This window comes from Pseudoroseomonas cervicalis (assembly GCF_030818485.1).
Lineage (GTDB): Bacteria > Pseudomonadota > Alphaproteobacteria > Acetobacterales > Acetobacteraceae > Pseudoroseomonas > Pseudoroseomonas cervicalis_A.
Window position 1 is genome coordinate 2,453,961 of sequence record NZ_JAUTAJ010000004.1, and the last position, 25,488, is coordinate 2,479,448.

Annotated in this window: 19 protein-coding genes; 11 read left to right on the plus strand and 8 right to left on the minus strand. The window is 74.3% G+C overall.

Annotation, left to right across the window (positions count from 1 at the left end; all coding sequences use genetic code 11):
* Nucleotides 1–18 precede the first annotated feature (18 nt).
* Genes QE401_RS15395 through QE401_RS15405 form a run of 3 tightly spaced genes read right to left on the minus strand, consistent with a single transcriptional unit; the run spans nt 19 to nt 5,412 of the window.
* Entirely contained in the window at nt 19–861 is an 843-nt protein-coding gene (locus QE401_RS15395) for a hypothetical protein (RefSeq protein ID WP_307139046.1), read from the minus strand.
* An 11-nt stretch (nt 862–872) separates the two neighbouring features.
* Nucleotides 873–2,741 (minus strand): glycosyltransferase, encoded by a 1,869-nt coding sequence (locus tag QE401_RS15400; protein ID WP_307139047.1) that lies wholly within the window; start codon nt 2,739–2,741, stop codon nt 873–875.
* Between the two features lie 10 nt (nt 2,742–2,751).
* Nucleotides 2,752–5,412, minus strand: a complete 2,661-nt coding sequence (locus QE401_RS15405) for a class I SAM-dependent methyltransferase (RefSeq protein WP_307139048.1) — start codon at nt 5,410–5,412, stop codon at nt 2,752–2,754.
* A gap of 426 nt (nt 5,413–5,838) precedes the next feature.
* On the opposite strand from QE401_RS15405, the gene QE401_RS15410 reads away from it, so the two are divergent.
* Nucleotides 5,839–6,669, plus strand: coding sequence for a creatininase family protein (locus tag QE401_RS15410; RefSeq protein WP_307139049.1), 831 nt, complete (start codon nt 5,839–5,841; stop codon nt 6,667–6,669).
* A gap of 100 nt (nt 6,670–6,769) precedes the next feature.
* Nucleotides 6,770–8,407 carry a sensor histidine kinase gene (locus QE401_RS15415; RefSeq protein ID WP_307139050.1) on the plus strand — a complete coding sequence of 546 codons (1,638 nt, stop codon included), beginning with the start codon at nt 6,770–6,772 and terminating at the stop codon, nt 8,405–8,407.
* Nucleotides 8,408–8,441: 34 nt separating this feature from the next.
* On the opposite strand, the gene QE401_RS15420 is transcribed toward QE401_RS15415, so the two are convergent.
* The 3 genes from QE401_RS15420 to QE401_RS15430 form a co-directional block, all read right to left on the minus strand.
* Nucleotides 8,442–8,903 (minus strand): DNA polymerase III subunit chi, encoded by a 462-nt coding sequence (locus tag QE401_RS15420; RefSeq protein ID WP_307139051.1) that lies wholly within the window; start codon nt 8,901–8,903, stop codon nt 8,442–8,444.
* Between the two features lie 88 nt (nt 8,904–8,991).
* A complete protein-coding gene (locus QE401_RS15425; RefSeq protein WP_307139052.1) occupies nt 8,992–10,311 on the minus strand; it encodes a M17 family metallopeptidase in 1,320 nt (439 codons plus the stop codon).
* A gap of 97 nt (nt 10,312–10,408) precedes the next feature.
* Nucleotides 10,409–11,884 carry a leucyl aminopeptidase gene (locus QE401_RS15430; RefSeq protein ID WP_307139053.1) on the minus strand — a complete coding sequence of 492 codons (1,476 nt, stop codon included), beginning with the start codon at nt 11,882–11,884 and terminating at the stop codon, nt 10,409–10,411.
* Nucleotides 11,885–12,128: 244 nt separating this feature from the next.
* On the opposite strand from QE401_RS15430, the gene cysQ reads away from it, so the two are divergent.
* From cysQ to rsmA, 8 genes are all read left to right on the plus strand, one after another.
* Nucleotides 12,129–12,890 carry a 3'(2'),5'-bisphosphate nucleotidase CysQ gene (gene cysQ, locus QE401_RS15435; RefSeq protein ID WP_307139054.1) on the plus strand — a complete coding sequence of 254 codons (762 nt, stop codon included), beginning with the start codon at nt 12,129–12,131 and terminating at the stop codon, nt 12,888–12,890.
* On the plus strand, nt 12,887–13,867 hold the full coding sequence (locus tag QE401_RS15440) for an L-threonylcarbamoyladenylate synthase (protein ID WP_307139055.1): 981 nt from the start codon (nt 12,887–12,889) through the stop codon (nt 13,865–13,867). The genes cysQ and QE401_RS15440 overlap by 4 nt, the downstream gene beginning before the upstream one ends.
* 14 nt (nt 13,868–13,881) lie before the next feature.
* Nucleotides 13,882–14,706 (plus strand): trypsin-like peptidase domain-containing protein, encoded by an 825-nt coding sequence (locus QE401_RS15445; protein ID WP_307139056.1) that lies wholly within the window; start codon nt 13,882–13,884, stop codon nt 14,704–14,706.
* Nucleotides 14,707–14,847: 141 nt separating this feature from the next.
* The gene (gene lptF / locus QE401_RS15450) at nt 14,848–15,993 is read left to right on the plus strand and encodes an LPS export ABC transporter permease LptF (protein WP_307139057.1); all 1,146 of its coding nucleotides are present in this window, start codon (nt 14,848–14,850) and stop codon (nt 15,991–15,993) included.
* Nucleotides 15,994–15,996: 3 nt separating this feature from the next.
* Nucleotides 15,997–17,106 carry an LPS export ABC transporter permease LptG gene (lptG, locus tag QE401_RS15455; RefSeq protein WP_307139058.1) on the plus strand — a complete coding sequence of 370 codons (1,110 nt, stop codon included), beginning with the start codon at nt 15,997–15,999 and terminating at the stop codon, nt 17,104–17,106.
* 238 nt (nt 17,107–17,344) lie between these two features.
* The gene (locus QE401_RS15460) at nt 17,345–19,708 is read left to right on the plus strand and encodes an LPS-assembly protein LptD (RefSeq protein WP_307139059.1); all 2,364 of its coding nucleotides are present in this window, start codon (nt 17,345–17,347) and stop codon (nt 19,706–19,708) included.
* A 74-nt stretch (nt 19,709–19,782) separates the two neighbouring features.
* Nucleotides 19,783–21,150, plus strand: a complete 1,368-nt coding sequence (locus QE401_RS15465; RefSeq protein ID WP_307139060.1) for a peptidylprolyl isomerase — start codon at nt 19,783–19,785, stop codon at nt 21,148–21,150.
* Nucleotides 21,151–21,157: 7 nt separating this feature from the next.
* Nucleotides 21,158–22,003 (plus strand): 16S rRNA (adenine(1518)-N(6)/adenine(1519)-N(6))-dimethyltransferase RsmA, encoded by an 846-nt coding sequence (rsmA, locus tag QE401_RS15470; protein ID WP_373461484.1) that lies wholly within the window; start codon nt 21,158–21,160, stop codon nt 22,001–22,003.
* A gap of 141 nt (nt 22,004–22,144) precedes the next feature.
* Here rsmA and QE401_RS15475 read toward each other — a convergent pair whose 3' ends face one another.
* Nucleotides 22,145–23,257: a glycosyltransferase family protein gene (locus QE401_RS15475; protein WP_307139061.1), complete on the minus strand. Its 1,113-nt coding sequence runs from the start codon at nt 23,255–23,257 to the stop codon at nt 22,145–22,147.
* A 112-nt stretch (nt 23,258–23,369) separates the two neighbouring features.
* Entirely contained in the window at nt 23,370–24,296 is a 927-nt protein-coding gene (rsmI, locus tag QE401_RS15480; RefSeq protein ID WP_373461452.1) for a 16S rRNA (cytidine(1402)-2'-O)-methyltransferase, read from the minus strand.
* Nucleotides 24,297–24,358: 62 nt separating this feature from the next.
* Between rsmI and QE401_RS15485 the strand changes: the two genes are divergently transcribed.
* On the plus strand, nt 24,359–25,483 hold the full coding sequence (locus QE401_RS15485) for a penicillin-binding protein activator (RefSeq protein WP_307139062.1): 1,125 nt from the start codon (nt 24,359–24,361) through the stop codon (nt 25,481–25,483).
* The last annotated feature ends 5 nt before the right edge of the window (nt 25,484–25,488 follow it).

Genomic DNA, 25,488 nt, shown 5'->3' on the forward strand with positions numbered 1-25,488 from the left:
CCGGGCCGGGCCCCGGGCTCAGCCGAAGCGGCGCGCCAGCTGTTCCTGCCAGTGCGGCAGCGCCCGGCCGGCCAGCGGCGTGCCGGCGCGCAGCTGCCGCGCCGCCCAGGTCGGGTCCAGCGTGGCGCAGCCCTGGGCGCGCAGCCGGATGGTCAGCGCGTGCTCGTTCAGGATCGCCATGGTCTTGGCGCGGAAGCGCGGCAGCGTCTCGGCCGTCAGGTCGAAGCGCGAATGCCAGGCGGTGCCCTGGCCGGTGCCGGCGCCGGTCAGCCAGCCCAGGATGTTCTGCTGGTACTCCCTGTCCAGCGGCGCGTCGTCGCGGAACGGGTTCGCCGGGTCGTCGGTGAAGAAGGGCGCCGGGTCGCGCAGCGACACCAGCGAGCCCAGCAGCATCAGCTCCGCGGGCGGCAGGAACAGGTAGGAGGTGCGGATCCAGCTCTGCGAGCGCCGCCCCATCAGCGTCACCGGCGCGCCATACTGGTCGATATGGCCGAGCGCCAGCGACCGCCCGCGCAGCGCCGTCAGCAGCGCCGTGTCGCAGAGCGGGATGTAGTCATTGTACAGCTCGCGATAGGCCGAGGTGACCAGCTGCACCAGGTCGAAGCGCCGCAGCCCGGCGCCGTAATGGGCGAGGCCGCTGTCCCAGGCGGAGAATTCCCAATGGGTGTTGGCGCCGCCGATCAGCGTCACCCCCGGCTGCAACGCCTCGCGATGCGTCTCCGGCAGGGCGTTGTCGATCACCAGCACCTCGCGCTCGGTGCCGGCCAGGCTGCGGGCCTGCTGCTCCAGCAGGGCCTCCAGCGAATCGGTGTATTTCTCCACGCCATGGCGGATGAAGAGCGTGGCGATACGAAGCGTCATCGGTGCTGTCCTCAGCCGGCCAGGGGGGTGAGGACGAGGTCCCGCTCATACCAGGCCTGGCGCGCGCCGGGCAGCAGGCTGGCCTCGATCTGCCGGACGATGCGGTCGGCGCATTCCGCCCAGTCGGGCGGCGGCGGCGAACCCTCCGGGCGGCGCGGCAGGCCCTTCGGCGGCTCGCCATGCAGGGCGCGGCCCACCGCCTCGATCAGCGTGGTGTCGCAGCCATAGCAGACCAGGCTGCCGGGCAGGTCGGCCAGGCCGATGATCTCCTCCCAGAGCGGCGAGTGGCGGGTGATGACGGTGCGGCCGCGCGCCAGCCCCTGCACCACCGGCAGGCCGAAGCCCTCGTAGAAGGAGGGGAAGATGACGGCCTCCGCATGCGCCTCGAGCGCGACGATCTCGGCGGCGTCGAGGAAGCCGCTCGGCATGGCGGTGACGCGCGGATTGCGCGTGGCGCTGGCGCCGATGGTGACGATGCGGGTGTAGGGGAAGGCATCCGCCAGCCGCGCCACCGTCGCCGCCGTGTCCTTGTGGTCGTAATCATTGCCGACCACCAGCAGATAGGGCTCGGCGAAGCGGGAGGGGCCGGGCTCGGCCAGGTTCAGCTCGGCCGGGGCCATGCTGTGATGCGTCACCACCAGGGGCATGTCGGCCGCCACGCGGAAGCGGAAGCGGAAGCGATCGCGGGTGAAGGCCGAGTTGAAGAACAGCATGTCGGACAGCGCAGCGGTCCAGCGCCAGACCTGGTCCAGCCCGTCGCCCGCGGCATAGACGACATCCCAGGCGATGCTGTCGAGGATGTTGAAGCCGAGCAGGAAGGCGCTCTGGTGCAGCTCGCGCAGGCGCTGCGGGTCCCAGGGCTGGTTCAGCAGCACGGCGGCGAGATAGGCGCCGGCGGGGCGGTCGTAATGCAGCTGCAGGCCGGAGAGCCGCCGCTCCAGCCCGTGGAAGCCCGCGGCCTCGCGCATCGCCACCACATGGAACTCGATGCCGGCGCGCGGCAGCCGGGCGAAGCCGTCGAGGAAGCCCAGGATCGCCTGGGCGGTGCCATTGTGGATCGGCGCCAGGCCGCGCGCGTCGAGCAGGATGCGCTGCTGCCCGGCGGGGGTGAAGGCGCCGGCCAGCAGCTCCTCCAGCCGCCGCTCGGGAAGCTGCGCCAGCCAGGCGCGGCCGCGGCGGATATCCGGCCCCCAGGCGGCGGCGGGGCCGGCCAGGCTGTCGGGCGCCGGGTAGATGGCCGCCGCCGGCAGCGGGCATTCGACGGCGACGCGGTTGCTCACCAGGTTGCGGAAGCCCTTGCGGCGCAGCCCGGCCAGCAGCGCCAGCAGCGCGCCGCGCAGCGGCGCGTCCGGCGGCGCGCCGGCGGCCAGCACGGCGTGGCGCGGCAGCACCAGCAGCGGCGCCGGCAGCTCGGCCGTCAGCAGCGTCTCGGGCAGCAGCGGCAGGGCGGCGCGCGGCAGCATCGGGCCGGCGCCGCCGGCCGCGGGCAGGCCCAGCACCCGGTCATCCTGCGGCGCCTGGAAGCGCGGCTGCAGGCTGCCGATCATCGGGTCCAGCCCGGCCAGCGGCAGCAGCGCCGCCACCGCCTCATTGCCCGGCAGCCAGGCGCCCTGCAGCAGCACCAGCGCCCGGCCGGCGCCGCCGGCGGCCAGCAGCGCGGTGCCGAGCGCGGTGCCGGCGCTGCCGGACAGCGCCACCAGCCCCGGCCGCGCCGCCGCCGCCACGCCGCGCGGCGGCAGCAGGAACAGGCGCGCCCCCGGCCGCAGCAGCCCGGCGCGGTCGCGCAGCAGGTCGAGATGCGCCTCCAGCGCATCGGGCTTCAGCACCTCCTCCGACAGGTCCAGGAACAGGTCGAAGGCATCAGGCAGCAGCATCGTCATGTCCGTGGTCTTATCCGGCCGGGGCGGCGGCGGGCGCCGGCCGGACGGGGGAGGCTTCGAGGGCCTGGCGCAGCGGGCCATAGGCGGCGTCGGCGGAGAGCAGTTCGGCGATGCGGGCGCGGTCGCGGCGCAGCGCCGCATCCGGCGCCGCCTCGCCCAGCAGGCGGATCGCCGCCTCGCCGAAGGCGTACCAATCCTTCGCCAGGGTGCAGTAGCCGCGCAGCTCCGGGCTGATGCCGTCGACGCCGCTCGGCCAGAGCACGATGGGCTTGAGATGCGCCAGCGCCTCCAGCGTCTTGATCTTCAGGCCCGTGCCGGCGACGGCGGGGTTGATGACCAGCCGCGCCGCGGCATAGGCGGCCGCCAGGTCGTCGACGCGGCCGAGGCGGCGCACCCCCTCGACCTCGCCGGGCAGCGCATCGCCCACCGAGCCCACCACGTCGAGCCGCGCCCCGGGCATGGCGGCGCGGATGCGCGGCCAGGCGAAGCGCAGGAAATCCTGCAGCCCCTTGACGTTCATGGCGTTGCCGGAGGCGACCAGCAGCAGCACCGGCGCCTCGACCACCGGCGGCTCGGCCGGCATCGGCATGTCGACGCCGATGGTCAGCACCTCGACGCCCGGGGCGATGCGGCGCAGCGTCTCGCTCTCCTCCGGCTGGATGCCGAGCACGATGTCGGCGCGGCGCAGCAGCGCCCCCTCCTCCGCCCCGTTCATCGCCAGGTCGTCGCGGATGCCGAAGGCCGAGACCTTCTCCGCCTTGGTCGAGAACACGTCATGCGTGTCGACGATCTTCAGCACGCCGTCGCGCAGCAGCGGCAGGCCGCGCGTCATGAAGATGTAGTTGGCCAGCACGGCGCGCGGCTGCAGCGCGGCCTCCAGCGCCAGCAGCGTCTCGACCAGCGGGTCGGGGCTGAACACCCGCACCAGGCCGAGCAGCCGCGCCGCCTCGCCGGGCGATTCCTCGTCCAGACGCGCCGCGAAATCGGCGCTGCTGCGCCCCTCCAGCGCCTGCAGCGCCTGCTCCGCCCGCGGGTCGGAAAGCTGGTGGCGCAGCCGCCCGTCGCGGCCGACCAGCACCAGATCGGCATAGTCGGAGGCGAGCCGCCCCAGCGCCTCCTCCGACGGCTCCTCGCCCGGCAGCGGGCAGTAGAGCAGCACGACGCGCCAGCCTTCCTCGCGCAGCCAGCTCAGCATGCGGTGGATGCGGTACTCATTGCCGGCGCGCGGCGGATAGGGCGCCACATGGCTGAGGCAGAGCAGCGTGCCGCGCGGCGCGGCGGGCGCCGCCGGGCGGGGGCCGGCGGCCAGCGGCTCGGGCCGCAGCTTCACCGGCACGGTGGGGCCGGCCTGGGGCAGCGGGGCGGGCGGCGCCTCGGCGGCCGGGGCGGCGCCGGCGGGGGCGGCCAGCGGCCGGCCGGTGCGGCGGATCTGCCAGTATTCGCGCAGCCGGCGCGGCGCCTGCAGGGTGACGATCCACCAGGCCAGCCGGGCGCTGCGGCGCAGCATCCGGCGCAGCACCGGATGCCGGCTGAGGCTGTTGCGCAGCTGCGCGGTGGCGCGCCAGCTGGTCGAGTGCAGCACGGTGTCGAGCTGCGCCTGCGCCGCCTCGCGCCGCGCCGCGGCTTCGGCCAGGGCCTGCTCGGTCTCGGCCAGGCGGTGCTGCAGCAGCGCGGCCTGGGAGCGCTCGGCGGCCAGCATGGTCTCCAGCGCCTCGGCCGATTGCTGCTCGGCCTGCTGGGAGACCTGCTGCTGCGCCTGCAGCGCCGCCTGGCTGCGATGCGCGGCTTCCTCCGCCGCCGCCAGCCGCGCGGCCAGCGCCGTGCGCTCGGCCTCGGCCTGCTGGAAGGCGGTCTCGGCGGCCGCCTTCGCCTGCTGCGCCGCCTGCCGGCCCTGCTCAGACTCCTGCAGCGTCTGGCGCGAGGCGTTGAGCAGGATGTCGCGCATCAGCGGCTCGCCCAGCCGGGCGAAGCGGTTGCGGATCAGGCCGAGGCCTTCCGGCGTGCGCGCCGTCTCGAAGAGCGGGCGCAGCGCCTCGGGCATGTCCGGGCCGATGGCGGCGACGCCCAGGCCATGGCCGTGCAGGAATTCGAAGGCCGGGTATTCGGCCGACAGCTCGGCCCAGAAGCGCCAGACGCCGAAATCGCGCTCGCGCACATTGGTGTCGTGGAACAGCACGATGGCGCGGCGCGACAGCAGCGGCTTCCAGGTGTCGAAATCGTGCTTCACCGCCTCGTAGCTGTGCATGCCGTCGATATGCAGCAGGTCGACCGAGCCGGGGGCGAAATGCGTCGCCGCCTCGTCGAAGGTGGCGCGCACCAGGCGGGAGAAATCGGCGTAGCGCGCGTCATGCCAGCGCGAGAGATCCTCGAAGATCTCCTCGCTGTAGAAGCCGGCATGCGGGTCGCCGGCCCAGGTGTCGACGCCGTAGCAGCGGGTGGGCAGGCCGAGATGGCGCACCGCCTGGCAGAAGGCGGCGTAGGAATTGCCCGAATGCACGCCGAGCTCGACCAGCCGCTCCGGCCGCAGCCGCTGCACCAGCCAGAAGGCGAAGGGGATATGGGCGACCCAGGAATTCGGCCAGACCAGGCGTTCCGGGTGCCACAGGCTGGGCTCCAGCCCCGGGGCGGTCATCCATTCCAGCCCGGAACTCTGCCGGCTCGCCTCGTCCATGGTCTCGTTTCCCTGATTCATCTCAATGGCCTGGAAGGGAAGCGCTCTGGGAGACCATTCTCCGAAACGCCCCCGCGGCGCGGGACATAACAGAAGCCCAGGGCCAAGTCATTTCTGACCCGGCACGAAACCCCGCTGCGGTGGAGAACAACGAAATCGCCGGCACGAAGGGCGGCGGAGGGCCTTATACACGCGCGAAAGCAGGCCAGGCTCTGGTCTAATTTTTTTAATCCCCGCTTAGGAATTCGCGCGCGACAGACACCGGTACACTCCGTTGCCTATATCTGCCCCGGAGAGCTTGGCAAGCCGCTTTGTGCGGCCCGATCACGCAACCGGCATCCCGGCCGGGCGCCGACCCTCCCCCCCTTGGCCTGCCACGCGCGAAGGCCGAGCATGCCGGCGCCACAGGGACAGGGAGCCGGGCCGATGCCACAGAATGCCGACCATCGCTGGGAGAGGCTGACCGCGCCGGAGCTGCGCGCGCTGGCCGCGCGCAACGCGCTGGTGCTGCTGCCGGTCGCCTCGCTGGAGCAGCACGGGCCGCATCTGCCGGTCTGGACCGACAGCCTGATCGGCCATTCCGCCTGCCTGCGCGCCGCCGCCCTGGCCAGCGATGTGCCGTCGGTGGTGCTGCCGCCGATGTGGCTCGGCCTGTCCGAGCATCATCTGCCCTTCGGCGGCACCATCAGCCTCGACTACGACACGATGCACCGGGTGCTGCGCGGCGTCTGCCGCTCGCTGAAGGCGCAGGGCTTCGGCCGGCTGTTCCTGGTGAACAGCCATGGCGGCAATATCGACCCGCTGGCGGTGGCGGCGCGCGAGCTCTGCGCCGAATTCGCCATGCCGGTGGTGGCCGGCACCGTGTTCCGCCTGGACATGCCGGGCATCGCCGCGCTGCTCGACACCCAGCCGGGCGTGCAGCATGCCTGCGAGGCGGAGACCAGCCTGGTGATGCATCTGGCGCCCGAGCTGGTGCGGCGGGAGCAGATCGCCCATTCGCTCTCCGACCCCGCTTTGCCCACGCCGGAGGGGCTGCACCGCTTCTGGTCCTTCGCCGAGCGGGCGCCGGCCACCGGGGTGATCGGCGACCCGCGCGCCGCCACGGTGGAGAAGGGCGAGAAGCTGCTGGAGGTGATGGCCGCCTCGCTGGTGGCGGCGATGCGCGACCCGGTGGCCTGGCGCCGGCCGCATGCCGTCTGGCAGGGCGGCGCGGCGGAGCCCTGGGGCAACACCCCGCCGCCGCCGGCGCAGGGCTGAAAGCGCGCCACCGCCACGCCGATAAGTTGAAAAATTCCTGGAGGGTCCGCGCCTAACCAGTTATAAACTTTTCGTGATGCCACTTCCGGGGTCGAAGGACATGGCTCTGCCGCGCGTGCTGCCCCTGCTGCTGCCCAGCCTGCTGTTGCCCAGCCTGCTGGCGCTGGCCCTGCCCGCCGCCGGCGCCGCCCTGCCGGCGCCGGAGCATGATCCGGCCGGCGAGACCGCCCTGGCCGGCCCGCCCCTGGCGGAGGCAGTGATCCTGCCCGTCCTGGAGCGGGCCGCGGAGGCGCTGGCCGAGGCCGCGCCGGGCAAGGGCAAGCCGGTGGAGTCGGGCGGGCCGGGCCTCGCCACCGCCCTTGCCTCGATGGTCACGCCCGCGGCCGCCACCGCGCCCCTGCCCGCCCCAGCCCCGGCCCCGGCCCCGGCGCTGCCTGCCGCGGCGCGCCCTGACCCGGCGCCCCCTGCCCTGCCGGCCCCGGCCCCTGCTGCCGAGATCGCCGCCGGCCCGCCCTCCGGCCTGGCCGGCCCCGCCCTGCCGGATCCGACAGCGCCGCCCTGGCATCCCTCCCGCCTGGCGCTGACCGCGGCCATGGCGCTGTCGCTCAGCACCATCCTGGCCCTCGCCCTGGCCCGCTGGACCCGGCAGGGCCGCGCCGCGCAGCAGCGCCTGGCCCGCGCCCTGGCCGAGCGCGAGGCCGAGCGCCGCCTGACCGACATCGCCGCCAACCTGCCCGGCGCGCTCTACCGGCTGGTGCGCAGCCCCTGCGGCCGGCTCAGCTGCACCTATATCAGCGAGGGCATCAACACCCTGCTGGGCGAGCCCAGCGGCAGCTCCGCCCGGCATTCCCTGCTGCGCGCCCTGACGCCCGAGACCCGCGCCCGCGCCGAGGCGGCGCTGCTGCACTCCGCCACCACCCTGACGCCGCTGGCGCTGGAGGGCGATGTGCGGACCGCCGATGGCCGCCGCCTCTGGCTGCGCAGCATGGCCAGCGTGCACCCGCTGCCGGATGGCTCGGTGGTGTGGGATGGCGTGCTGCTGGACAGCACCGAGCACCGCCTGGCCGAGGAGCGCGCCGCCCTGCTGGCGCGCGAGGTCGACCACCGCGCCAAGAACATCATGGCCGTGGTGCGCTCCCTGCTGCTGCTGACGCCGCGCGACGTGCCGCCGGCGCAGTTCGTCGCCAATCTGGATGGCCGGCTCTGCGCCATGGCCCGGGCCCACGACCTGCTGGCCGGCGGCGGCTGGGCCGGGGCGGAGCTGGCCGCCGTGGTGCGGCGCGAGCTGGCCACCTATGACGCCGTCGAGAGCGGGCCGCGCCTGGTCTGGCAGGGGCCGCCGGTGAAGCTGGCCACCGGCAGCGTGCAGCCGGTCGAGATGATCCTGCACGAGCTGTCGACCAACGCCGCCAAGCATGGCGCCCTGTCGCGCAGCGGCGGCGTGGTGGAGCTGCGCTGGGCCGCCGCGCCGCAGGGCGGGCTGACGCTGGACTGGCGCGAGAGCGGTGGCCCCGCCATCAGCGGCGAGCCCGGTCGGCACGGCTTCGGCTTCCGCCTGATCCACACCCTGGCGCGGCACCAGCTGGGCGGCGGCGCCACCTTCCTGTGGTCGGAGGAAGGGCTGCAATGCCGCATCCGCCTGGGCCCGGCCAGCGTCGCCGCGATCGAGGCGATGGCCGAGGCGCCCTGCGACACGCCGCTCGACATCCCCGAGCCCCCGGCGCGCCAGGCGGTCTGAGCGCCGCGCGGCGGGGCCGGGCGCCGGGGGGCCCTCAGCCCTCGGCCGTGGAGAACTTCTTCTCCCAGCCGCGCCCGCCCTGCTGCCAATAGGTCAGCACATGGCCCGCCCCCTTGGCGGCCGACCAGCGGCGCCGGGCGGCGGCCACCGCCGCCTCGTCCTGCCCGTCGAACAGGTCGAAGACGCGTTCGAAATCGCCCGGCTGCGCGCTCTCCGCCCCATCCACCAGGAACAGGTAGCGCGCGCCATTCGGCGCCTCGTCCTGCAGCGTCAGCCAGATCGGCTGCAGCTCCGCCTGGCCGGTGGCGGCGGAGCCATGCGGCAACCAGTCCGGGTCCTGGCAGAGCCAGAGCGAGGCATCCAGGCTGGCCAGCCGCGCCGGGTCGCCGAGCTTCACCACCGCCCGCCCGCCAAGCGCCAGCACCCGCCCCAGCAGCTTCGGCAGGGCGGCCTCCAGCGGCGTGCGCGTCAGGTGGTAGAAGCCGATCTCGCTCATCAACAGGTCCCGGGGCGGGCGCCGGGCGCGGCGCCACCAGGCAGGGCGATACCAGAGATGCCCCGCCGGCCGGAAGGGCGGCCCCGCCTCACAGCCGGTGCGGGTCCTCGAAGCGGCAGGCCACCAGCCGGTCCAGCAGCCGCACGCCATAGCCGGTCGCCCCCGGCCGCCCCTCGCCCTGCGGCCGCGTGGCCAGCCCGGCCATGTCCAGATGCGCCCAGGGCATGGCGGGGGCGGGCGGCAGCGCCTCCTCCAGCGCCGCCTGCAGGAAGGCCGCCGCGTGGCAGGCATCCGGCTGGCCGCGCCCGCTGGCGCATTGCTTCAGATCGGCGATCTCGCTGGCCAGATCCGCGCGATGCGCTTGCGTCACCGGCAGCGGCCAGGCGGGCTCCCCCACCGCCGCCCCGGACGCCGCCACGGCGGCCAGCAGCGGCGGGTCATTGCCGAACAGCGCGGCGCGATGGTGGCCGAGCGCCGTCACCGCCGCCCCGGTCAGCGTCGCCAGATCGACCAGCGCCGCCGGGCGGAAGGCCAGCCGCGCATAATGCAGCGCATCGGCCAGCAGCAGCCGCCCTTCGGCATCGGTGTCCACCACCTCGACACTGCGGCCGGAGAGCAGGGTCAGCACATCGCCCGGGCGGTAGGCCTCGGCACCGATCGCATTCTCGGCCAGCGGCAGCACCGCCGCCGCGGGGGCCGGGCTGTCGCGCAGCGCCAGCGCCAGCATCGCCCCGGCGCAGGCGGCCGCACCCGCCATGTCGGCGCGCATCGCCGCCATGCCCTCGGCCGGCTTCACGCACAGCCCGCCCGTGTCGAAGGTCACCCCCTTGCCCACGAACACCACCGGCGGCGCCGCGATCCGCCCGGCCCAGCGCAGCACCACCAGCCGCGGCGGGTGGGCCGAGCCCTGCCCCACCGCCAGCAGCCCGCCGAAACCCGCCGCCCGCAGCGCGCGACGGCCCAGCACCTGCACGGCGATGCCATGCTCGCGCAGCCGCTTCAGCCGCTTCGCCATGGCTTTCGGCGTCAGCGCATTGCCCGGCGCCTCGACCAGCGCGCGCGCGAAGGCCACGCCCTGCAGCACCGCCCAGGCGCGGTCCCAGAGCGGCACCAGCGCCGTTGCCTGCTCATGCCAGAGGTCGAGCCGGACCGTCAGCGGCAGCCGCATCGCCAGGCCGGTGGCCAGCGCCACCGCATCGGCAGGGGGCAGCGCGCTGGCCTCGACCACCAGCGCATCCACCGACTCGGGCAGGGCATCGGCGGCGGCGCGGCCCGCCGCCTCCCAATCCGGGCCGGGGACCAGCAGGGCGTTGCCGTCGCGGCGCAGCGCGCCCTCGGACACCGGGCGGACACGGAACCGCGCCGCAGCCTTGCGGCCAAGGCGGTCGCGCAGGCGCAAGCGCATCATGACACAGCGTGGCCAGGGGGCGCTGCCCCCCAGACCGCCTTTGGGACCCCCGCCGGGGAGGCAGGGCCTCCCCGGACCCCGCCATCAGAAAAAACCATCACCCCTCGTAGTGGTCGGCCACCAGGCGGTCGAGCAGCCGCACGCCGAAGGCGGTCGCACCCTTCGGCACCGTCGCGCTGTCCTTGCTCGCCCAGGCCGTGCCCGCGATGTCCAGATGCGCCCAGGGCACATGCCCCTCCTTGGTGTCGACGAAACGCTGCAGGAACTGCGCCGCGGTGATCGAGCCGCCCGGCCGCCCGCCGACATTCTTCATGTCGGCGATGTCGGACTTGATCTGCTTGTCATAGGCCTCGCCCAGCGGCATCCGCCACAGCTTCTCGCCCACCGCCTCGCCCGAGGCCGCGAGCTGCTGCGCCAGCGAATCGTCATTGGCGAACATGCCGGCATGCTCATGCCCCAGCGCGATGATGATGGCCCCCGTCAGCGTCGCCAGGTCGACCATGAAGCGCGGCTTGTAGCGCTCCCGCGCATACCAGAGCACATCGGCCAGCACGAGCCGGCCTTCCGCGTCGGTGTTGATCACCTCCACCGTCTGGCCGGAATAGGTGGTGACGACGTCGCCCGGGCGCTGCGCGGTGCCGGAGGGCATGTTCTCCACCAGCCCGACCAGCCCGACGACATTGGCCCTGGCGCGGCGGCCGGCCAGCGCGGCCATCAGCCCGATCACCGTGCCGGCGCCGGCCATGTCCCACTTCATGTCCTCCATGCCGCCGGCCGGCTTGATCGAGATGCCGCCGGTGTCGAAGGTCACGCCCTTGCCGATGAAGGCGACCGGCGCCTCGCCCTCGGCGCCGCCATTCCAGCGCATCACCACCATGCGCGGCTCCTGCGCGCTGCCCATGGCGACGCCCAGCAGCGCCCCGAAGCCGAGCTTGCGCATTTCCTTCGGCCCCAGGATCTCGACCGCGATGCCAAGCTTCTCCAGCGCCCGGCAGCGATCCGCCATCTCGGGCGGGTTCAGGATATTGGCCGGCTCGCTCACCAGGTCGCGCGAGAGGAACACGCCATCGGCGATGGCCGAGAGCTTCTGCCAGGCGCCGCGTGCCGCCTCCGGCGACGACGTCGCCAGGCTGAGGCGCACCAGCTTCGGCTTGTCCTCGGCCGATTCGCGGGTGCGGTAGCGGTCGAAGCGGTAGCTGCGCAGCCGCAGCCCGAAGGCCAGCGCCGCCGCCGCCTCCGGCGCCAGCGCCGCGGTGTCGATCACCGCCTCGGGCTCGGCGGCGATCAGCGGCCAGGCATTGCCACCGGCCGCCTCCGCCGCGCGGGCATCGACATCCCCGCTGCCGAGGCCGATCGCCACCACCCGCGACAGATGCCCGCCCGGCGCCCAGAGGGTGCAGCTCTGCCCCTTCTTGCCCTTGAAGCCCGCCGCCTCCAGCCCGCGGGCGATGGCGCCGTGGCAGGCGGCATCGGCCTCGGCGGCGAGACCCGCCAGGGAGAAGCCTTCGGCCAGCGGCAGCACCAGGGCGCCCGATTTGGGGAGGGTGGCTTTGACGAACAGGAAATCGGTCATGGCGTGTCCCGTGCTGATGCGGCCTTGGCCCCCAGCCTGTCACGGCGGCCGCAGGTTGCAAGGCCCCGGCCCGGAACAGGGTGGGCACTGTGCGGCGGCCGTGAAGCCTGGCCGGGCGCCAGCGGCGTCCCGGCAATGAAAGAAAACCGGCTCTGCAGGTTGGTGCGACACGGTGCGGCCTTGAAGCCTGGCCGAGCGCCAACGGCGCTCGGCACAGAAAGAAATATGGTAAGGGAGCGGGGAAATGACCGATCCCGAGCTTCTTGCCCTCGCCGCGCGGCTGGCCCGCAGTGCCGCCGCCGCCATCCTGACCGTCCGCCAGGCCGGCTTCGCCGTCGAGCGCAAGGAGGATTACAGCCCGGTCACCGCGGCCGACCGCCTGGCCGAGGCGGTGATCACCGAGGGGCTGCGGCAATTCGCCCCCGACATCCCGGTGGTGGCGGAGGAGGCGGTCTCGGATGGCGCGCAGCTTTCCGCCGCGCCGCGCTACTGGCTGGTGGACCCGCTGGACGGCACCCGCGAATTCGCCGCCGGAAGGGACGAGTTCACGGTCAATATCGGGCTGGTCGAGAACGGCGTGCCGAAGCTCGGCGCCGTCGCTTTGCCGGCGACGGGCGAGCTGTTCACCGGCATCGTCGGTGTCGGCGCCTGGAAGGAGGATGCCACCGGGCATCGCCGCATCCAGGCGCGGCCGGTGCCGGAGGAGGGCCTCGTGGTCATGGCCAGCCGCCACTACAAGGACGACCCGAAGCTGCCGGCCTTCCTGGAGGGGCGGAAGGTGCAGCGCATCGTGCAGATCGGCTCGGCGGTGAAGTTCTGCCGGCTGGCGGAGGGGGTGGCGGATCTCTATCCGCGCTTCGGCCGCACCATGGAATGGGACACGGCGGCGCCGGAGGCGGTGCTGGTGGCGGCCGGCGGGCGCATCGCCCGCTTCGACGGCACGCCGCTCGGCTATGGCAAGCCGGGCTGGGAGAATCCGCCCTTCCTCTGCCAGGGCGCCGCATGAGGGCTGAGACGACCGCGACCCTGCCGCCGGAGGCGGTGGAGCAGGCGGCGGCCCTGCTGCGCGCGGGTCGGCTGGTCGCCTTCCCGACCGAGACGGTCTATGGCCTCGGCGCCGATGCGCGCGACGATGCGGCGGTGGCGGCGATCTATGCCGCCAAGGGCCGGCCGCGCTTCAACCCGCTGATCAGCCATTTCCCGGAAGCCGGGGCCGCCTTCGCCGAGGTGCTGGCCGATGACCGCGCCCGCGCCCTGGCCGCCCGCTTCTGGCCGGGGCCGCTGACCCTGGTGCTGCCGCGCGCGCCGGGCAGCCGGATTTCCGAGCTGGCGGCGGCCGGGCTGCCCAGCCTGGCGGTGCGGGTGCCGGCGCACCCGCTGGCGCAGGCGCTGCTGCGCGCCGCCGGGGTGCCGGTGGTGGCGCCCTCCGCCAACCGCTCCGGCGCCGTCTCCCCCACCAGTGCCGCGCATGTGCTCGACGGGCTGTCGGGCCGCATCGCCGCGGTGCTGGATGGCGGGCCCTGCGCGGTGGGGGTCGAGAGCACGGTGCTGGACCTGACCGGCGCCGCCCCCCTGCTGCTGCGCCCGGGCGGCGTGCCGGAGGCGGCGCTGCGGGAGATGCTCGGCCCGATCGGCCGCCCGGACCCGGCGCTGGCCGAGGATGCGGCGCGCCCGGCGCCGGGCATGCTGGCCTCGCATTACGCCCCCGCCCTGCCGGTGCGGCTGGAGGCCGAGAGCGTCTCGCCACGGGAGGCGCTGCTGGCCTTCGGCCCGGCGCTGCCGGGCGCGGGGGCGGTGTGGCAGCTCAGCGAATCGGGCGACACGGTGGAGGCGGCGGCGCGGCTCTTCGCCGGGCTGCGCTGGCTGGATGCCGAGGGGCAGCGCCTGGGCCTGACCGGCATCGCGGCGATGCCGGTCCCGGAGGCGGGGCTGGGTGCCGCGATCCGCGACCGGCTGGCCCGCGCCGCCGCGCCGCGCGGCTGAGGCGCGGCCCGGCCGTGACGCTTCTGTGCGTGCGCTCGCGCCCGGCGCTGACCCTGGCCCTGGCCCTGGCCATGGCCTTGGCGCTGTCCGGCTGCGGCGGCGCGCCCGGCCTGCTGCCCTCGACCCCGCCTTTGCCCGGCCCGGCGCCGGCCCTGGCCCAGCCGCCGGCGCCGCTGCCCATCCCGGCCCCGGCCCCGCCCCTGCCCCGCCCCGCCCTGGGCACCGCGCCCGGCGCGCCCTTCCTGGCGCTGCTGCGGGCCGGGGCGCCGGGCTGCATCGCCACCGGCAGCGCCGTGCATCTGGGGCGCGGCGCCTTCGTCACCGCCGCCCATCTGGTCGATGGCAGCCAGGCGGTTTTGCGCCATTGCGCCGAGGCCAGCGCCAGCCCGCGGCTGCGGCTGGACGGGCAGGAGCAGCCGGCGCGGCTGCTGCGCCTGGGCCAGGCGGATTGGGGCGGCAGCCTGCCCGGCACCTTCTATCGCGGCGGGCAGGATGCGGCGCTGCTGCAGGCCCCGGCGCTCGCCGGCGCGCCTTCCCTGCCGCTCTGCGCCGCGGGGCCGGTGCCGGGGCAGCCCGTGCGGCTGGTCACCGCGCTGCGCGACATGCCGGCCGAGATCGCCGGGCTGATGCGCGAGGCCGATCCGCGCCATGGCGGCTATGCCGAGCTGGCGCTGCGCATGGAGCCGGGCGAATCCGGCGGCGCCGTGCTGGCCTCGGGCCCGGCGGGCGAATGCCTGCTGGGCCTGGTCAGCCACCGGGAGGATGCGGCCTCCGGCCTGTCGCGCACCCGCATCGTGCCGGCCGACACGCTGCGCGGCTTCGTCGGCCGGCTGCCCTGAGGCGGCGGGGCGGGCCGCCCCGAGCCGAAAGAATCTTGGCGGGGGGGCGGGGGCGGCCTACATGCAGCGCGGCCTGCCCCGCCGCCCGGCGCCTCCAAGCGGAGCCGCCCCCGCGGCCTGCCAGAGGTGACCCCTGACCGCATGACCCGTCTCGATCGCTACCTGTTCCGCCAGCTCGGCATCGGGCTGCTGGCCGTGACCATCGGCCTCGCCGCCCTGGTCTGGCTGACGCAGAGCCTGCGCTTCATCGAGCTGGTGCTGGACCGGGGCCTTTCGCTCGCCGTCTTCGTCGAGCTGACCGGGCTGCTGCTGCCGAGCTTCTTCGCCGTGATCCTGCCGATCACCACCTTCGTGGTGACGCTGTTCAGCTATGTGCGGCTGAATGGCGACCGCGAGCTGGTGGTGATGCGCGCCGCCGGCCTGTCGGACTGGCAGCTGGCCCGCCCGGCGCTGATGATCGCGACGCTGGCCACCGGCCTCTGCCTGTTCCTGCAGCTCTGGCTGGTGCCGGTCAGCCACGCCGCCTTCCGCAGCTGGCAGTTCGAGATCCGCAACGAGATGGCGGCGATCCTGCTGCAGGAGGGGGTGTTCTCCTCGCTCGGCGACGACCTGACCGTCTATGCCCGCCGGCGCGAGGCGGATGGCACGCTGCGCGGCATCCTGGTGCACGACATGCGCGAGCCGGGCACGCCGGTGACCATCATGGCGCAGGAGGGGCGGCTGGTCTCCACCCCGGCCGGCCCGCGCGTCATCCTGCTGAACGGCCAGCGCGAGCAGCTGGAGCCGGCGACGGCGACCCATCCGGCGCGGCTCTCCGTGCTGTCCTTCGCCGAGAACAGCGTCGACCTCGCCTCCTCCTCGCGCAGCCCGGTCGAGATGTCGCGCAACCGCGATTCGCGGGAGCGCTTCGTGCCCGAGCTGCTGCACCCCGACCCGGCGGAGAACCTGCCGGAGCGCGACATCCGCAAATTCCGCGCCGAGGGGCATCAGCGCCTCTCATCCCCCTTCACCGCGCTGTCCATGGCGATGGTCGGGCTGGCGGTGGCGCTGGCCAGCGGCTTCCGCCGGCATGGCGACTGGCGGCCGGCGGCGCTCGGCGTCGCGCTGGTGGTGGCGCTGCTGGCCCTCGGCCTGGCCGTCGGCAATCTGGCGGCGCGCGACAATCGCTATGTGCCGCTGATCTGGCTGCACGCGCTGGGCCCGGCGCTGGGCGCCGCCTGGGTGCTGTCCGGCATGCCCGGCTGGCCCAAGGGAAGGCCGCAGCCCCCGGCGGCGGAGGCGGGCTGAGCCATGGCCTTCTCCTACACCCTCTCCGCCTATATCGCGCGGCGCTTCGCCTTCATGGCGCTGGCCATGGTGGCGGCGCTGGCCTGCCTGGTGGCGCTGTTCGACTTCATCGAGCTGCTGCGCCGCGCCGCCACCCGCGCCGATGCCGGCTTCGCCCTGGTGGCCAGCATCGCGGCGCTGCGGCTGCCCTATGTGGTGCTGCAGATCCTGCCGTTTGCCGTGCTGCTGGGCGGCATCGTCGCCTTCTGGCGGCTGTCGCGCTCCTCCGAGCTGGTGGTGGCGCGCGCCGCCGGCATCTCGGCCTGGAGCTTCCTGATGGGCCCGGTGCTGGTGGCGCTGGCCATGGGCACGCTGGCCATCACCGTGGTCTCGCCGCTCTCGGCGGCGATGATGGCGCGGGCCGAGCGGCTGGACGCCACCTATCTGCGCAACGCCACCGGCCTGTCCTCGCTGGCCGGCGGCAAGCTCTGGCTGCGCCAGGCGGATGACGCGGTGGAGCCGGATGGCGTCGCCATCCTGGCCGGGGTGCCCGAGGTCAGCCGGGAGGGTTTCCTGCTGCGCAACGCCTCGCTCTGGCGGCTCTCGGCCACCGACCGGCCGATCGGCCGGGCCGAGGCGCCGGTGGCGCGGCTGGAACAGGGCGCCTGGGTGCTGCAGGACGCGGTGAGCTTCGGCCGCGACCGCCAGCCCATGCCCGCCGCCACGCTGCGCCTGCCCACCAGCCTGACGCCGGACCGCATCGAGGAGACCTTCGCCAGCCCCGACACCCTGTCCTTCTGGGCGCTGCCGGGCTTCATCGCGGTGCTGGAAAGCGCCGGCTTCTCCGCCGTGCGGCACCGGCTGACCTTCCACTCCCTGCTCTCCCTGCCGCTGCTGGCCGCCGCCATGGCGCTGCTGGCCGCCGGCTTCTCGATGCGGCAGTCGCGCCGCGGCGGGGTGGGGCGCATGCTCGGCCTCGGCATCGCCGCCGGCTTCGCGCTGTTCCTGCTCGACAAGGTGGCCGAGGAATTCGGCCAGGCCGGCACCCTGCCGGTGGCGCTGGCGGCCTGGGCGCCCTCGGTCGCCGGGCTGCTGCTGGCGCTCACCCTGCTGCTCTACACCGAGGATGGCTGAGCCCGGGCGGGGGCCCGGACCGGCTTTCAGACGGCATCTGCAGACGCCCGGGGATCCCCTTCCCCGGGCGTCTTTTTTCGGACTGGAGCACGGGTGATCGCGCCGCCGCGCCAAGCCTCTCGCCGTGCCGCTGGGAAGCCGCTATGGAAGCGGCATGGATCGAGCCATGCGCGAAGCCGGGAAGCGCCCGGCGCGGCAGCGCCGGGGCAGCGCCCCGGGTCAGACTCCGGGCCAGCCTGTGACCGCGCGGGACACCGCGCTGCGCTTCCTGCGCGACGCCGCGCCGGGGCTGCCGCCGGATTCGCGGCCCCGACGCCCGCTCGGCTGGCGCGCCCTGCTGCTGGGCAGCGCCACCCTGCTCGGCGCCACGCTGCCGCTGCAGCAGGCGCCGGCGCAGAGCCCGGCGCACCGCCCGGCGGCCTCGGCGCCGACCCGCACCGCGCCGCCGCCACGGCCCGACGCCCCGGCCCCGGCCCCGGCCCCGGGCGCCAACCCGGCCGCGGCGACGCCGCAGAGCGGCAACAACGCGCCCGTCACCTTCACCGCCGAGCAGGTGGAATACGACCAGGAGCGCAACCTGGTCACCGCCAGCGGCGCGGTGGAGGCCTGGCAGAATGAGCGCATCCTGCGCGCCGACCGCTTCACCTTCGACCGCAACACCGGCATCGCGACCGCCGAGGGCAATGTCCAGCTGCTGGAGGCCGACGGCCAGGTGCTGTTCGCCGACCGCGCCGAGCTGTCGGGCAATATGCGCGACGGCGTGGTGGAGGGGCTGAAGGCGCGGCTGGCGCAGAATGGCCGGCTGGTGGCCAATGGCGCGCGCCGCACCAATGGCACCATCCTCGACATGTCGCGGGTGCTCTACTCCTCCTGCGATCTCTGCGCCGAGGATCCGGAGGCGCCGCCGCTGTGGCAGCTGCGCGCCCGGCTGGCGACCCAGGACCAGGAGGAGAAGCGGCTGCGCTACCGCGACGCCTCGCTGATGCTGGGCGGCGTGCCGGTGCTCTACACGCCCTACCTGTCGCACCCGGATCCCTCGGTGCCGCGGCAATCGGGCTTCCTGACGCCGAGCTTCGGCACATCGAGCTTCCTCGGCGGCTTCGTCGAGCTGCCCTATTACTGGGCGATCGACGGGACCCAGGACCTGACGCTGACGCCGACGCTGTCGACCAAGCAGGACCCGGCGCTCGGCCTCGCCTATCGCCGCCGCTTCAATGCCGGCGAGATCGAGGCCAGCGGCTCGGTCGGCCAGCGCGGCGGCTCGCGCGGCGAGGACGGGCTCGGCGCCCATATCTTCAGCCGCGGCCAGTTCGCGCTGGATGAGAACTGGCGCACCGGCTTCAACCTGAACCGCGCCAGCAGCGAGACCTATCTGCGCGCCTGGCGCTATCCGGCGCCGCGCCAGCTGCCCTCCGACGCCTATCTCGAGGGGTTCTGGGGCAGCGACACCTATGCCCGCATCGATGGCCGCGCCTATCAGGGCCTGTCGGAGGTGGACGATACCGGGCAGATCCCGGTGGTGCTGCCCAACCTCTATGCCGACCACGCCTTCCGGCGCGACCGGCTGGGCGGCTACATGACGGCCGATGTCTCCGCCTTCTCGCTGTATCGCGACCAGGGCACCGACACCCGCCGCATCGCCAGCCGCTTCACCTATGAGCTGCCGCGCATCGACGCCTATGGCCAGGTCTGGACCTTCCGCGCCCAGGGCGACGTGATCAGCCGCTGGGTCGACGATCTCGACCGCGCGCCGAACTTCGCCAATCGCGGCACCGCCACCGACGCCAATGGCAATGTCCGGGTGGCGCTGGACTGGCGCCTGCCGATGACGCGCAGCGCCGGCGCCTATGGCACCCAGCTGATCGAGCCGCGGGTGCAGCTGGTCACCGGCCCCTCCACCGGCCGGCAGACCCTGGTCGCCAATGAGGACAGCCTGGATTTCGAGTTCACCGACGCCAACCTGTTCGCGCTGAACCGCTTCCCCGGCCGCGACCGGCAGGAGGGCGGCACCCGCATGGACACCGCCTTCCGCGGCGCCTGGATGTTCCCCAATGGCGGGCGGGTCGAGGGGCTGGTCGGCCGCTCCTTCCGCGCCAGCGACGAGAGCGTGTTCGAGGAGGGCTCGGGCCTCGAGGACCGCTCCTCCGACTGGGTGGCGCGCACCAGCTTCTCGCCGGTGCCCTGGCTGGACCTGACCGCCCGCGCCCGGCTGGACAAGGAGGACTTCTCCGCCCGGCTGGTCGAGACCCGGGCGCAGGTCGGGCTCGGCCCGGTCAGCGTCGGCGCCGGCTATCTCTACACCCTGCCCTCCTCGGCGCTGATCTCGCCGCGCGAGCGGCGCGAGGTGTCGGGCAATGTCCAGGCGCAGATCGGCCGCTACTGGCGCACCGGCGCCTATGGCCGCTACGACCTCGAGCTGGAGCGCGGCGTGGCCGCCGGCGTCAACCTCACCTATGAGGATGAGTGCCTGATCTTCGACACCCGCTTCGCCCGCACCTATGCGGAGCCGAGCGACCGCGCGAACTACTACCCCTCCTCCACCGTCCTGCTGTTCCGCGTCTCCTTCAAGACGGTGGGCGATTTCGGCTTCCGCGCGATCTGACCCGGCGCCGCCCCGCCGCCTCCCCTGGTTTTGGGGGCTGGCGGAGGCGGCCCGCACGGCCTAGGAAAACCGCCATGCGACGTGCCACCGCCCCCGACCGAGCCCGAACCCGCCTGACCAGCCCCGGCCCGCGCCTTGGCTGCGTGCTGGCGCTGCCCCTGGCTCTGGCGATGGCGCCGCTGGCCCTGCCGGGCACGGCGCTGGCCCAGGCGCCGCGCGGCGGCGCGCCGGCCGCCGGCGCCGCCCCCTCCCAGGTCAACAGCATCGTCGCCGTGGTCAATGGCGACGTGGTCACCGCCGGCGAGGTCGCCGGCCGCGCCCGGCTCTTCGCGCTGAATGCCGGCATGGGCCCGGCCCCCGATGTGGTGCAGCGGCTGCGCCCGCAGGTCACCCGCCTGCTGGTCGATGAGCGGCTGCGCATGCAGGAGGTGCAGCGCCGCGGCATCCCCGTCCCCGATGAGGACGTGGCCGAGGCGGTGAAGGAGATCGAGTCGCGCAACGGCCTGCCGCCCGGCGGACTGGTGGGGCAGCTGCGCGCCTCGGGCATCCCGCCGCGCGCCCTGTTCGACCAGATCCGCAACCAGATCGGCTGGTCCCGCCTGGTGCGCGCCCAGCTCGGCCAGCAGGCGCAGATCTCGCCCGCCGAGGTCGCCGAATTCGTCGCCGCCCACAAGGCGCGCACCGGCCAGCCGGAATACCTGGTCTCGGAGATCTTCATCCCGGTCGACGATCCGGGCGCCGAGCCCGAGGTGCGCCGCTTCGTCGAGGATGTGGTCAGCCAGCTGCGCCGCGGCGTGCCCTTCCCCGCCGCCGCCACCCAGTTCAGCCAGAGCCAGACGGCGCTGCAGGGCGGCGATATGGGCTGGGTGCGGGGCGAGGAATTCGACCCCGCCGTGGCCGGCATCCTGGAGCGCATGCCGCCGGGCGCCATCGCCAACCCGCAGCGCGTGCCGGGCGGCTTCCAGATCATCGCGCTGCGCCAGAAGCGCGAGACGGGGCGCGAGCTCGCCACCATGGTGACGCTGCGCCAGGCCTTCCTGGGCTTCACCAGCGCGCTCGACCCGCAGAACCCGACGCAGCAGCAGATCCAGGTGCTGGAGCGCGCGCGCGGCCTGCAGGGGCAGAGCTGCCAGGCGGTGGAGGCCGCGGCGCGCGGCAGCAGCCGCCCGGCCGATCCGGGCGGGCCGCTGCCGCTCGAGCAGATGCAGCCGCCGCAGCTGCGCAGCATCGTCGCCAGCCTGCAGGTGAACCGCGCCAGCCAGCCGCTGGTGACGCCGGATGGCATCCTGGTGCTCGCCGTCTGCTCGCGCGAGACCCGCAACCTGGCCGAGCTGACGCCCGACCAGGCGCGGGTGCAGATCCTGCGCGACCGCATCGAGCTGGCCTCCCGCCAGCTGCAGCGCGATTTGCGCCGCCGCGCGCAGATCGACATGCGCAGCTGAGGCGGCCATTCCGCCCATCCTTCCCTCGCTGGCCGAGACGGTCGCGAAGCACGGGCTGGCCGCGCGCAAGGCGCTCGGCCAGCACTTCCTGCTCGATGCCACGCTCTGCGCCCGCATCGCCTCCATCGCCGCCCCGCTGGAGGGCCGCCAGGTGCTGGAGATCGGCCCCGGCCCGGGCGGGCTGACCCGCGCCCTGCTGGACAGCCCGGCAGCCCATGTGACGGCCGTCGAGCTGGACCGCCGCGCCATCGCCGCGCTGGAGGAACTCTCCGCCGCCTATCCGGGCCGGCTCTCCATCGTCGAGGGCGATGCGCTGCGCATCGATGCCGCGACGCTGCTGCCGGCGCCGCGCCGCATCGTCGCCAACCTGCCCTACAATGTCGGCACCGCGCTCCTGATCGGCTGGCTGCACCGCGCCGAGCTGTTCGAGAGCATGACGCTGATGTTCCAGCAGGAGGTGGCGGAGCGCATCACGGCCGCACCCGATACGGAGCATTACGGCCGCCTGGCGGTGCTGTCGCAATGGCGCTGCCAGTGCCGCATGACGCTGCGCCTGCCGCCCGGCGCCTTCTCGCCGCCGCCCAAGGTGTGGTCGGCCATCGTGCATCTGGTGCCGCATCCGGAGGTGCCCGACCCGGCGCTGATGGCGGCGCTGGAGCGGGTGACCGCCGCCGCCTTCGGCCAGCGCCGCAAGATGCTGCGCTCCTCCCTCAAGACGCTGGGCAGGCCCGAGGCGATGCTGGAGGCGGCCGGCATCGAGGCGACGCGCCGGGCCGAGACGCTGAGCGTCGCCGAGTTCGAGCGCCTCGCCAGCCTGCTGCTGGCGCAGGAGCGCGAGGCCGCCGCCGGCTGAGGCGGCGCGGAACCGGGGCCGGCCGCGCCGCGCTCGATCCGGGCCGGCGGCGCCGGTGCTCCATCAGAACCCGCTGCGCCGACACTCACTCAGGGCCGGCTGCGCCGACACTCACTCAGGGCCGGCTGCGCCGGCGGGGCCTCAGAAATTCCGGCTGCGATACTCGGTGCTGCGCAGCATGGTGCGGCGCATCTCGGCCACGCTGCGCTTGCCCACCACCTGCTCGTAGATGTGCTCGCCCTCCGGCGCCCGGTCCAGCAGCAGCCGGTACAGGGCGGTGACGTCCTCGCGCTCCAGCACCCGGTCCATGTCCCAGTGGCGCGCCGCGTAGCGCTCCAGGAAGCCCGGGAACTCCTTCTCGCGGAAGCGGCGGAAATGCGCCTGGTGCATCGCGACGATGCGCCCCAGCAGCTTCGCCTCCACCGGCTCGATCGGCAGGTCGCCGCGCTCGGCCGGCACCATCCGGTCATAGCCCATCTCGCGGAAGCGCTTCTCGTTGAAGGAGGCGCCCTTCTCGCCGATGTAGCGGGCGAAGCAGGTATCGGTCATCACCCGCGCATAGCCCAGCCGCGCCGCCGCCAGCGCCTTCAGCGCATCCTGCGAGGATTTGTCGATCGCCATCTCCTGCCCCTCCAGCCAGCGATAGACCGCCAGGTGGTTGCGGTTCGGATAGTCGGTGCGGTCGATGATGGCGTAATAGGGGGCCAGCCACTCGGCCATGCGCCGCCAGGCGTCGCGCCGCAGCCCGAAGCCCCAGTGATGGTCGAGCGGCATCAGATTGACCCGGTCCGGCCGGGTGGTGACGCGGTGGTCGCCATAGGCGGCGAAATAGGCCACCTCCGGATGCGGGGCGAGCGCCTCGCGCAGCCGCTCCATCATCAGCAGATAGGCCGGGCCGAGTTCAAGATCGTCCTCGAAGAAATAGGCCAGCGGCGCGTCCAGCGCCTCGAAGGCCAGGCGCTCGCCACGGCGGATATTGCCGGCGATGCCGAGATTCTCCGGGCTTGCCACCACCTGCCCCTGCGGGAAGACGCTGCGGAAGGCGGTGACGCTCTCCGCCATCGCCTCGTCCTGCGCGTAGCGCACGCCGGAGCGGCGGGAGACGGCGCCATCCTGCAGCAGGAAGATGCGCCGCTCATCCAGCGCCACGCCCTGCTGCGCCTTCAGCGAGCGGCAGAAGCGCTGCAGATAGGGCCCGCGGTCGAAGGCGAAGATGATGATCGGCACCTCGATGGCGCGCACGCTTCCGCTCATCCGGCTCAATCCCCCGCCCTGCTGCCCTGCCTAGCTAGCCGCAGCGCGGCAGGCCGGCAAATGTCCCGGCCCGTTGCCCAACCGCAACGTGATCGCGCCCCGCCCTGGCGTCTCAGCCCTCGCCCTTCGTGTCTCCGCGCTGCATCTCCAGCGCCCGGGCATAGACCTGCTTGCGCGGCAGGCCGGTGGCGGCGGCGACCATGGCGGCGGCGTCGCGCAGGCTCTGGCCGGCCGCCAGCGCCGCCTGCAGCTGCGCATCCAGCCCCGCCTCGGCCTCCGGCGCCGCATCGCCGGGCGGGCCCACCAGCAGCACGATCTCGCCGCGCGCCGGCTGTTCGGCGTAATGCGCGGCAAGCTCGGCCAGGCTGCCGCGCCGCACCTCCTCGAAGCGCTTGGTCAGCTCCCGCGCCACCGCCGCCGGCCGGTCGGGGCCGAGCAGCCCGGCCATCGCCGCCAGCGTCTCGGCCAGGCGGTGCGGCGCCTCGTAGAAGATCAGCGTGGCCTGCAGCCCGGCCCGCTCCATGGCGCGGAAGCGCGCCAGCTCGGCCGCCCGCGCCGCCTCGCGCGGGGGCAGGAAGCCGTGGAACAGGAAGGGGTGCGGCGGCAGGCCGGACAGCGTCAGCGCCATCACCGCCGCATTCGCCCCCGGCACGGCGGACACCGTGATGCCGGCGGCGATCGCCGCCCGCACCAGCCGGTAGCCGGGATCGCTCATCAGCGGCGTGCCTGCATCCGAAACCAGGGCGAAGCGTTGCCCTTCCGCCATCCGCGCGATCAGGCGCGGGGTCGCCGCATCCTCGTTGTGTTCGTGCAGGGGCAGAAGACTCACCGAAACGCCATGTCGCGTCAGCAGCGGGGCGGTTACTCTGGTGTCCTCGCACAGCACCGCATCCGCCGCGCGCAGCACGGCGAGGGCGCGCGGCGCGAGGTCGCCGAGATTGCCGATCGGCGTCGCCACCAGGGTCAGGCCGGGCGCCCCACCCGGAGGAGGAGAGGTTTCACGTGTCGTCTCGTTGGTTTCAGGCTCATCCGGCTGCACTGGTTGGAACTCTCCCCAAGGCCCGGCGGTCGCTGGCCGGCTCTGCGCTGATCGCTGCCCTTGTGGCGCTGTCGGCCTGCGCGCCGCAAGCCTCCGGCCCCTCCTACGCCCCGCAGCCCATGGCCGGCGGCTATGCCGAGCCGGTGCCGCAGCGCGCCAGGGTGGGGCTGCTGCTGCCGCTCTCGGGGCAGAACGCGGCGCTCGGCCAGTCGCTGATGAACGCGGCGCAGCTGGCGCTGTTCGAGCAGGGCGCGCCCGGCTTCGAATTCGTCCCGCGCGACACCAACGGCACCCCCGCCGGTGCCGCCGCCGCGGCCCGCCAGGCGATCGAGGGCGGCGCCCGCGTGCTGGTGGGGCCCCTGACGGCGCAGGAGACGGCGGCCGTCGCCATCCCCGCCCGCGCCGCCGGCATCCCCGTCCTGCCCTTCACCAACGACGCCAACCAGGCGGCGCAGCTGGTCTGGCCGCTCGGCATCACCCCCGTGCAGCAGGTCCGCCGCCTGGTCGCCGCCGGCCAGGCCCAGGGCGTGCAGCGCTTCGCCCTCGCCGCCCCCGATGGGGCGCTCGGCCGGCAGATGGCCAGCGCGCTGCGCAGCGCGGCCAGCGAGCTGAACCTGCCGCAGCCGCTGATCGAGTTCTATCCCGGCGCCGCCCAGCCCGGCCTGGTCGCCCGCGATGTCGCCCAGAAGCTGGCGCTGACCGCCGAGAGCCCCGAGGCGCAGCGCCCCGGCATGCTGATCCTGGGCGAGAGCGGTGCCCGGGCGCGCGACATGGCGGCCGGCCTCGCCGCGGCCGGGGTCGCCATGCCGCCGCTGCGCCTGGCCGGCCATGCGCTGTGGGGCCAGGATGAGGGCATGGGCCAGCAGGCGGCCCTCGCCGGCGCCTGGTTCCCGGGGCCCGACCCGGCGGCGCGCAGCGCCTTCGAGAGCCGCTACGAGACCGCCTTCGGCGAGAAGCCGGCGCGCATCGTGGGCGTCGCCTATGACGCCGCCGCCATCGCCGCCCGCGCCATGCGCGACGGCTCCGGCCAGGTGCCGGTGGGCGAGGTCATCATCGGCGCCGATGGCGCGCTGCGGCTGAACCCGGGCGGCCAGGTGCAGCGCGGCCTGGCGGTCTACGCCATCGCCCCGGGCGCCGCGCCGGGTGTCGTCGCCCCGGCCGAGCTGCCGGGCAGCGTCGGCTACTGATCCGG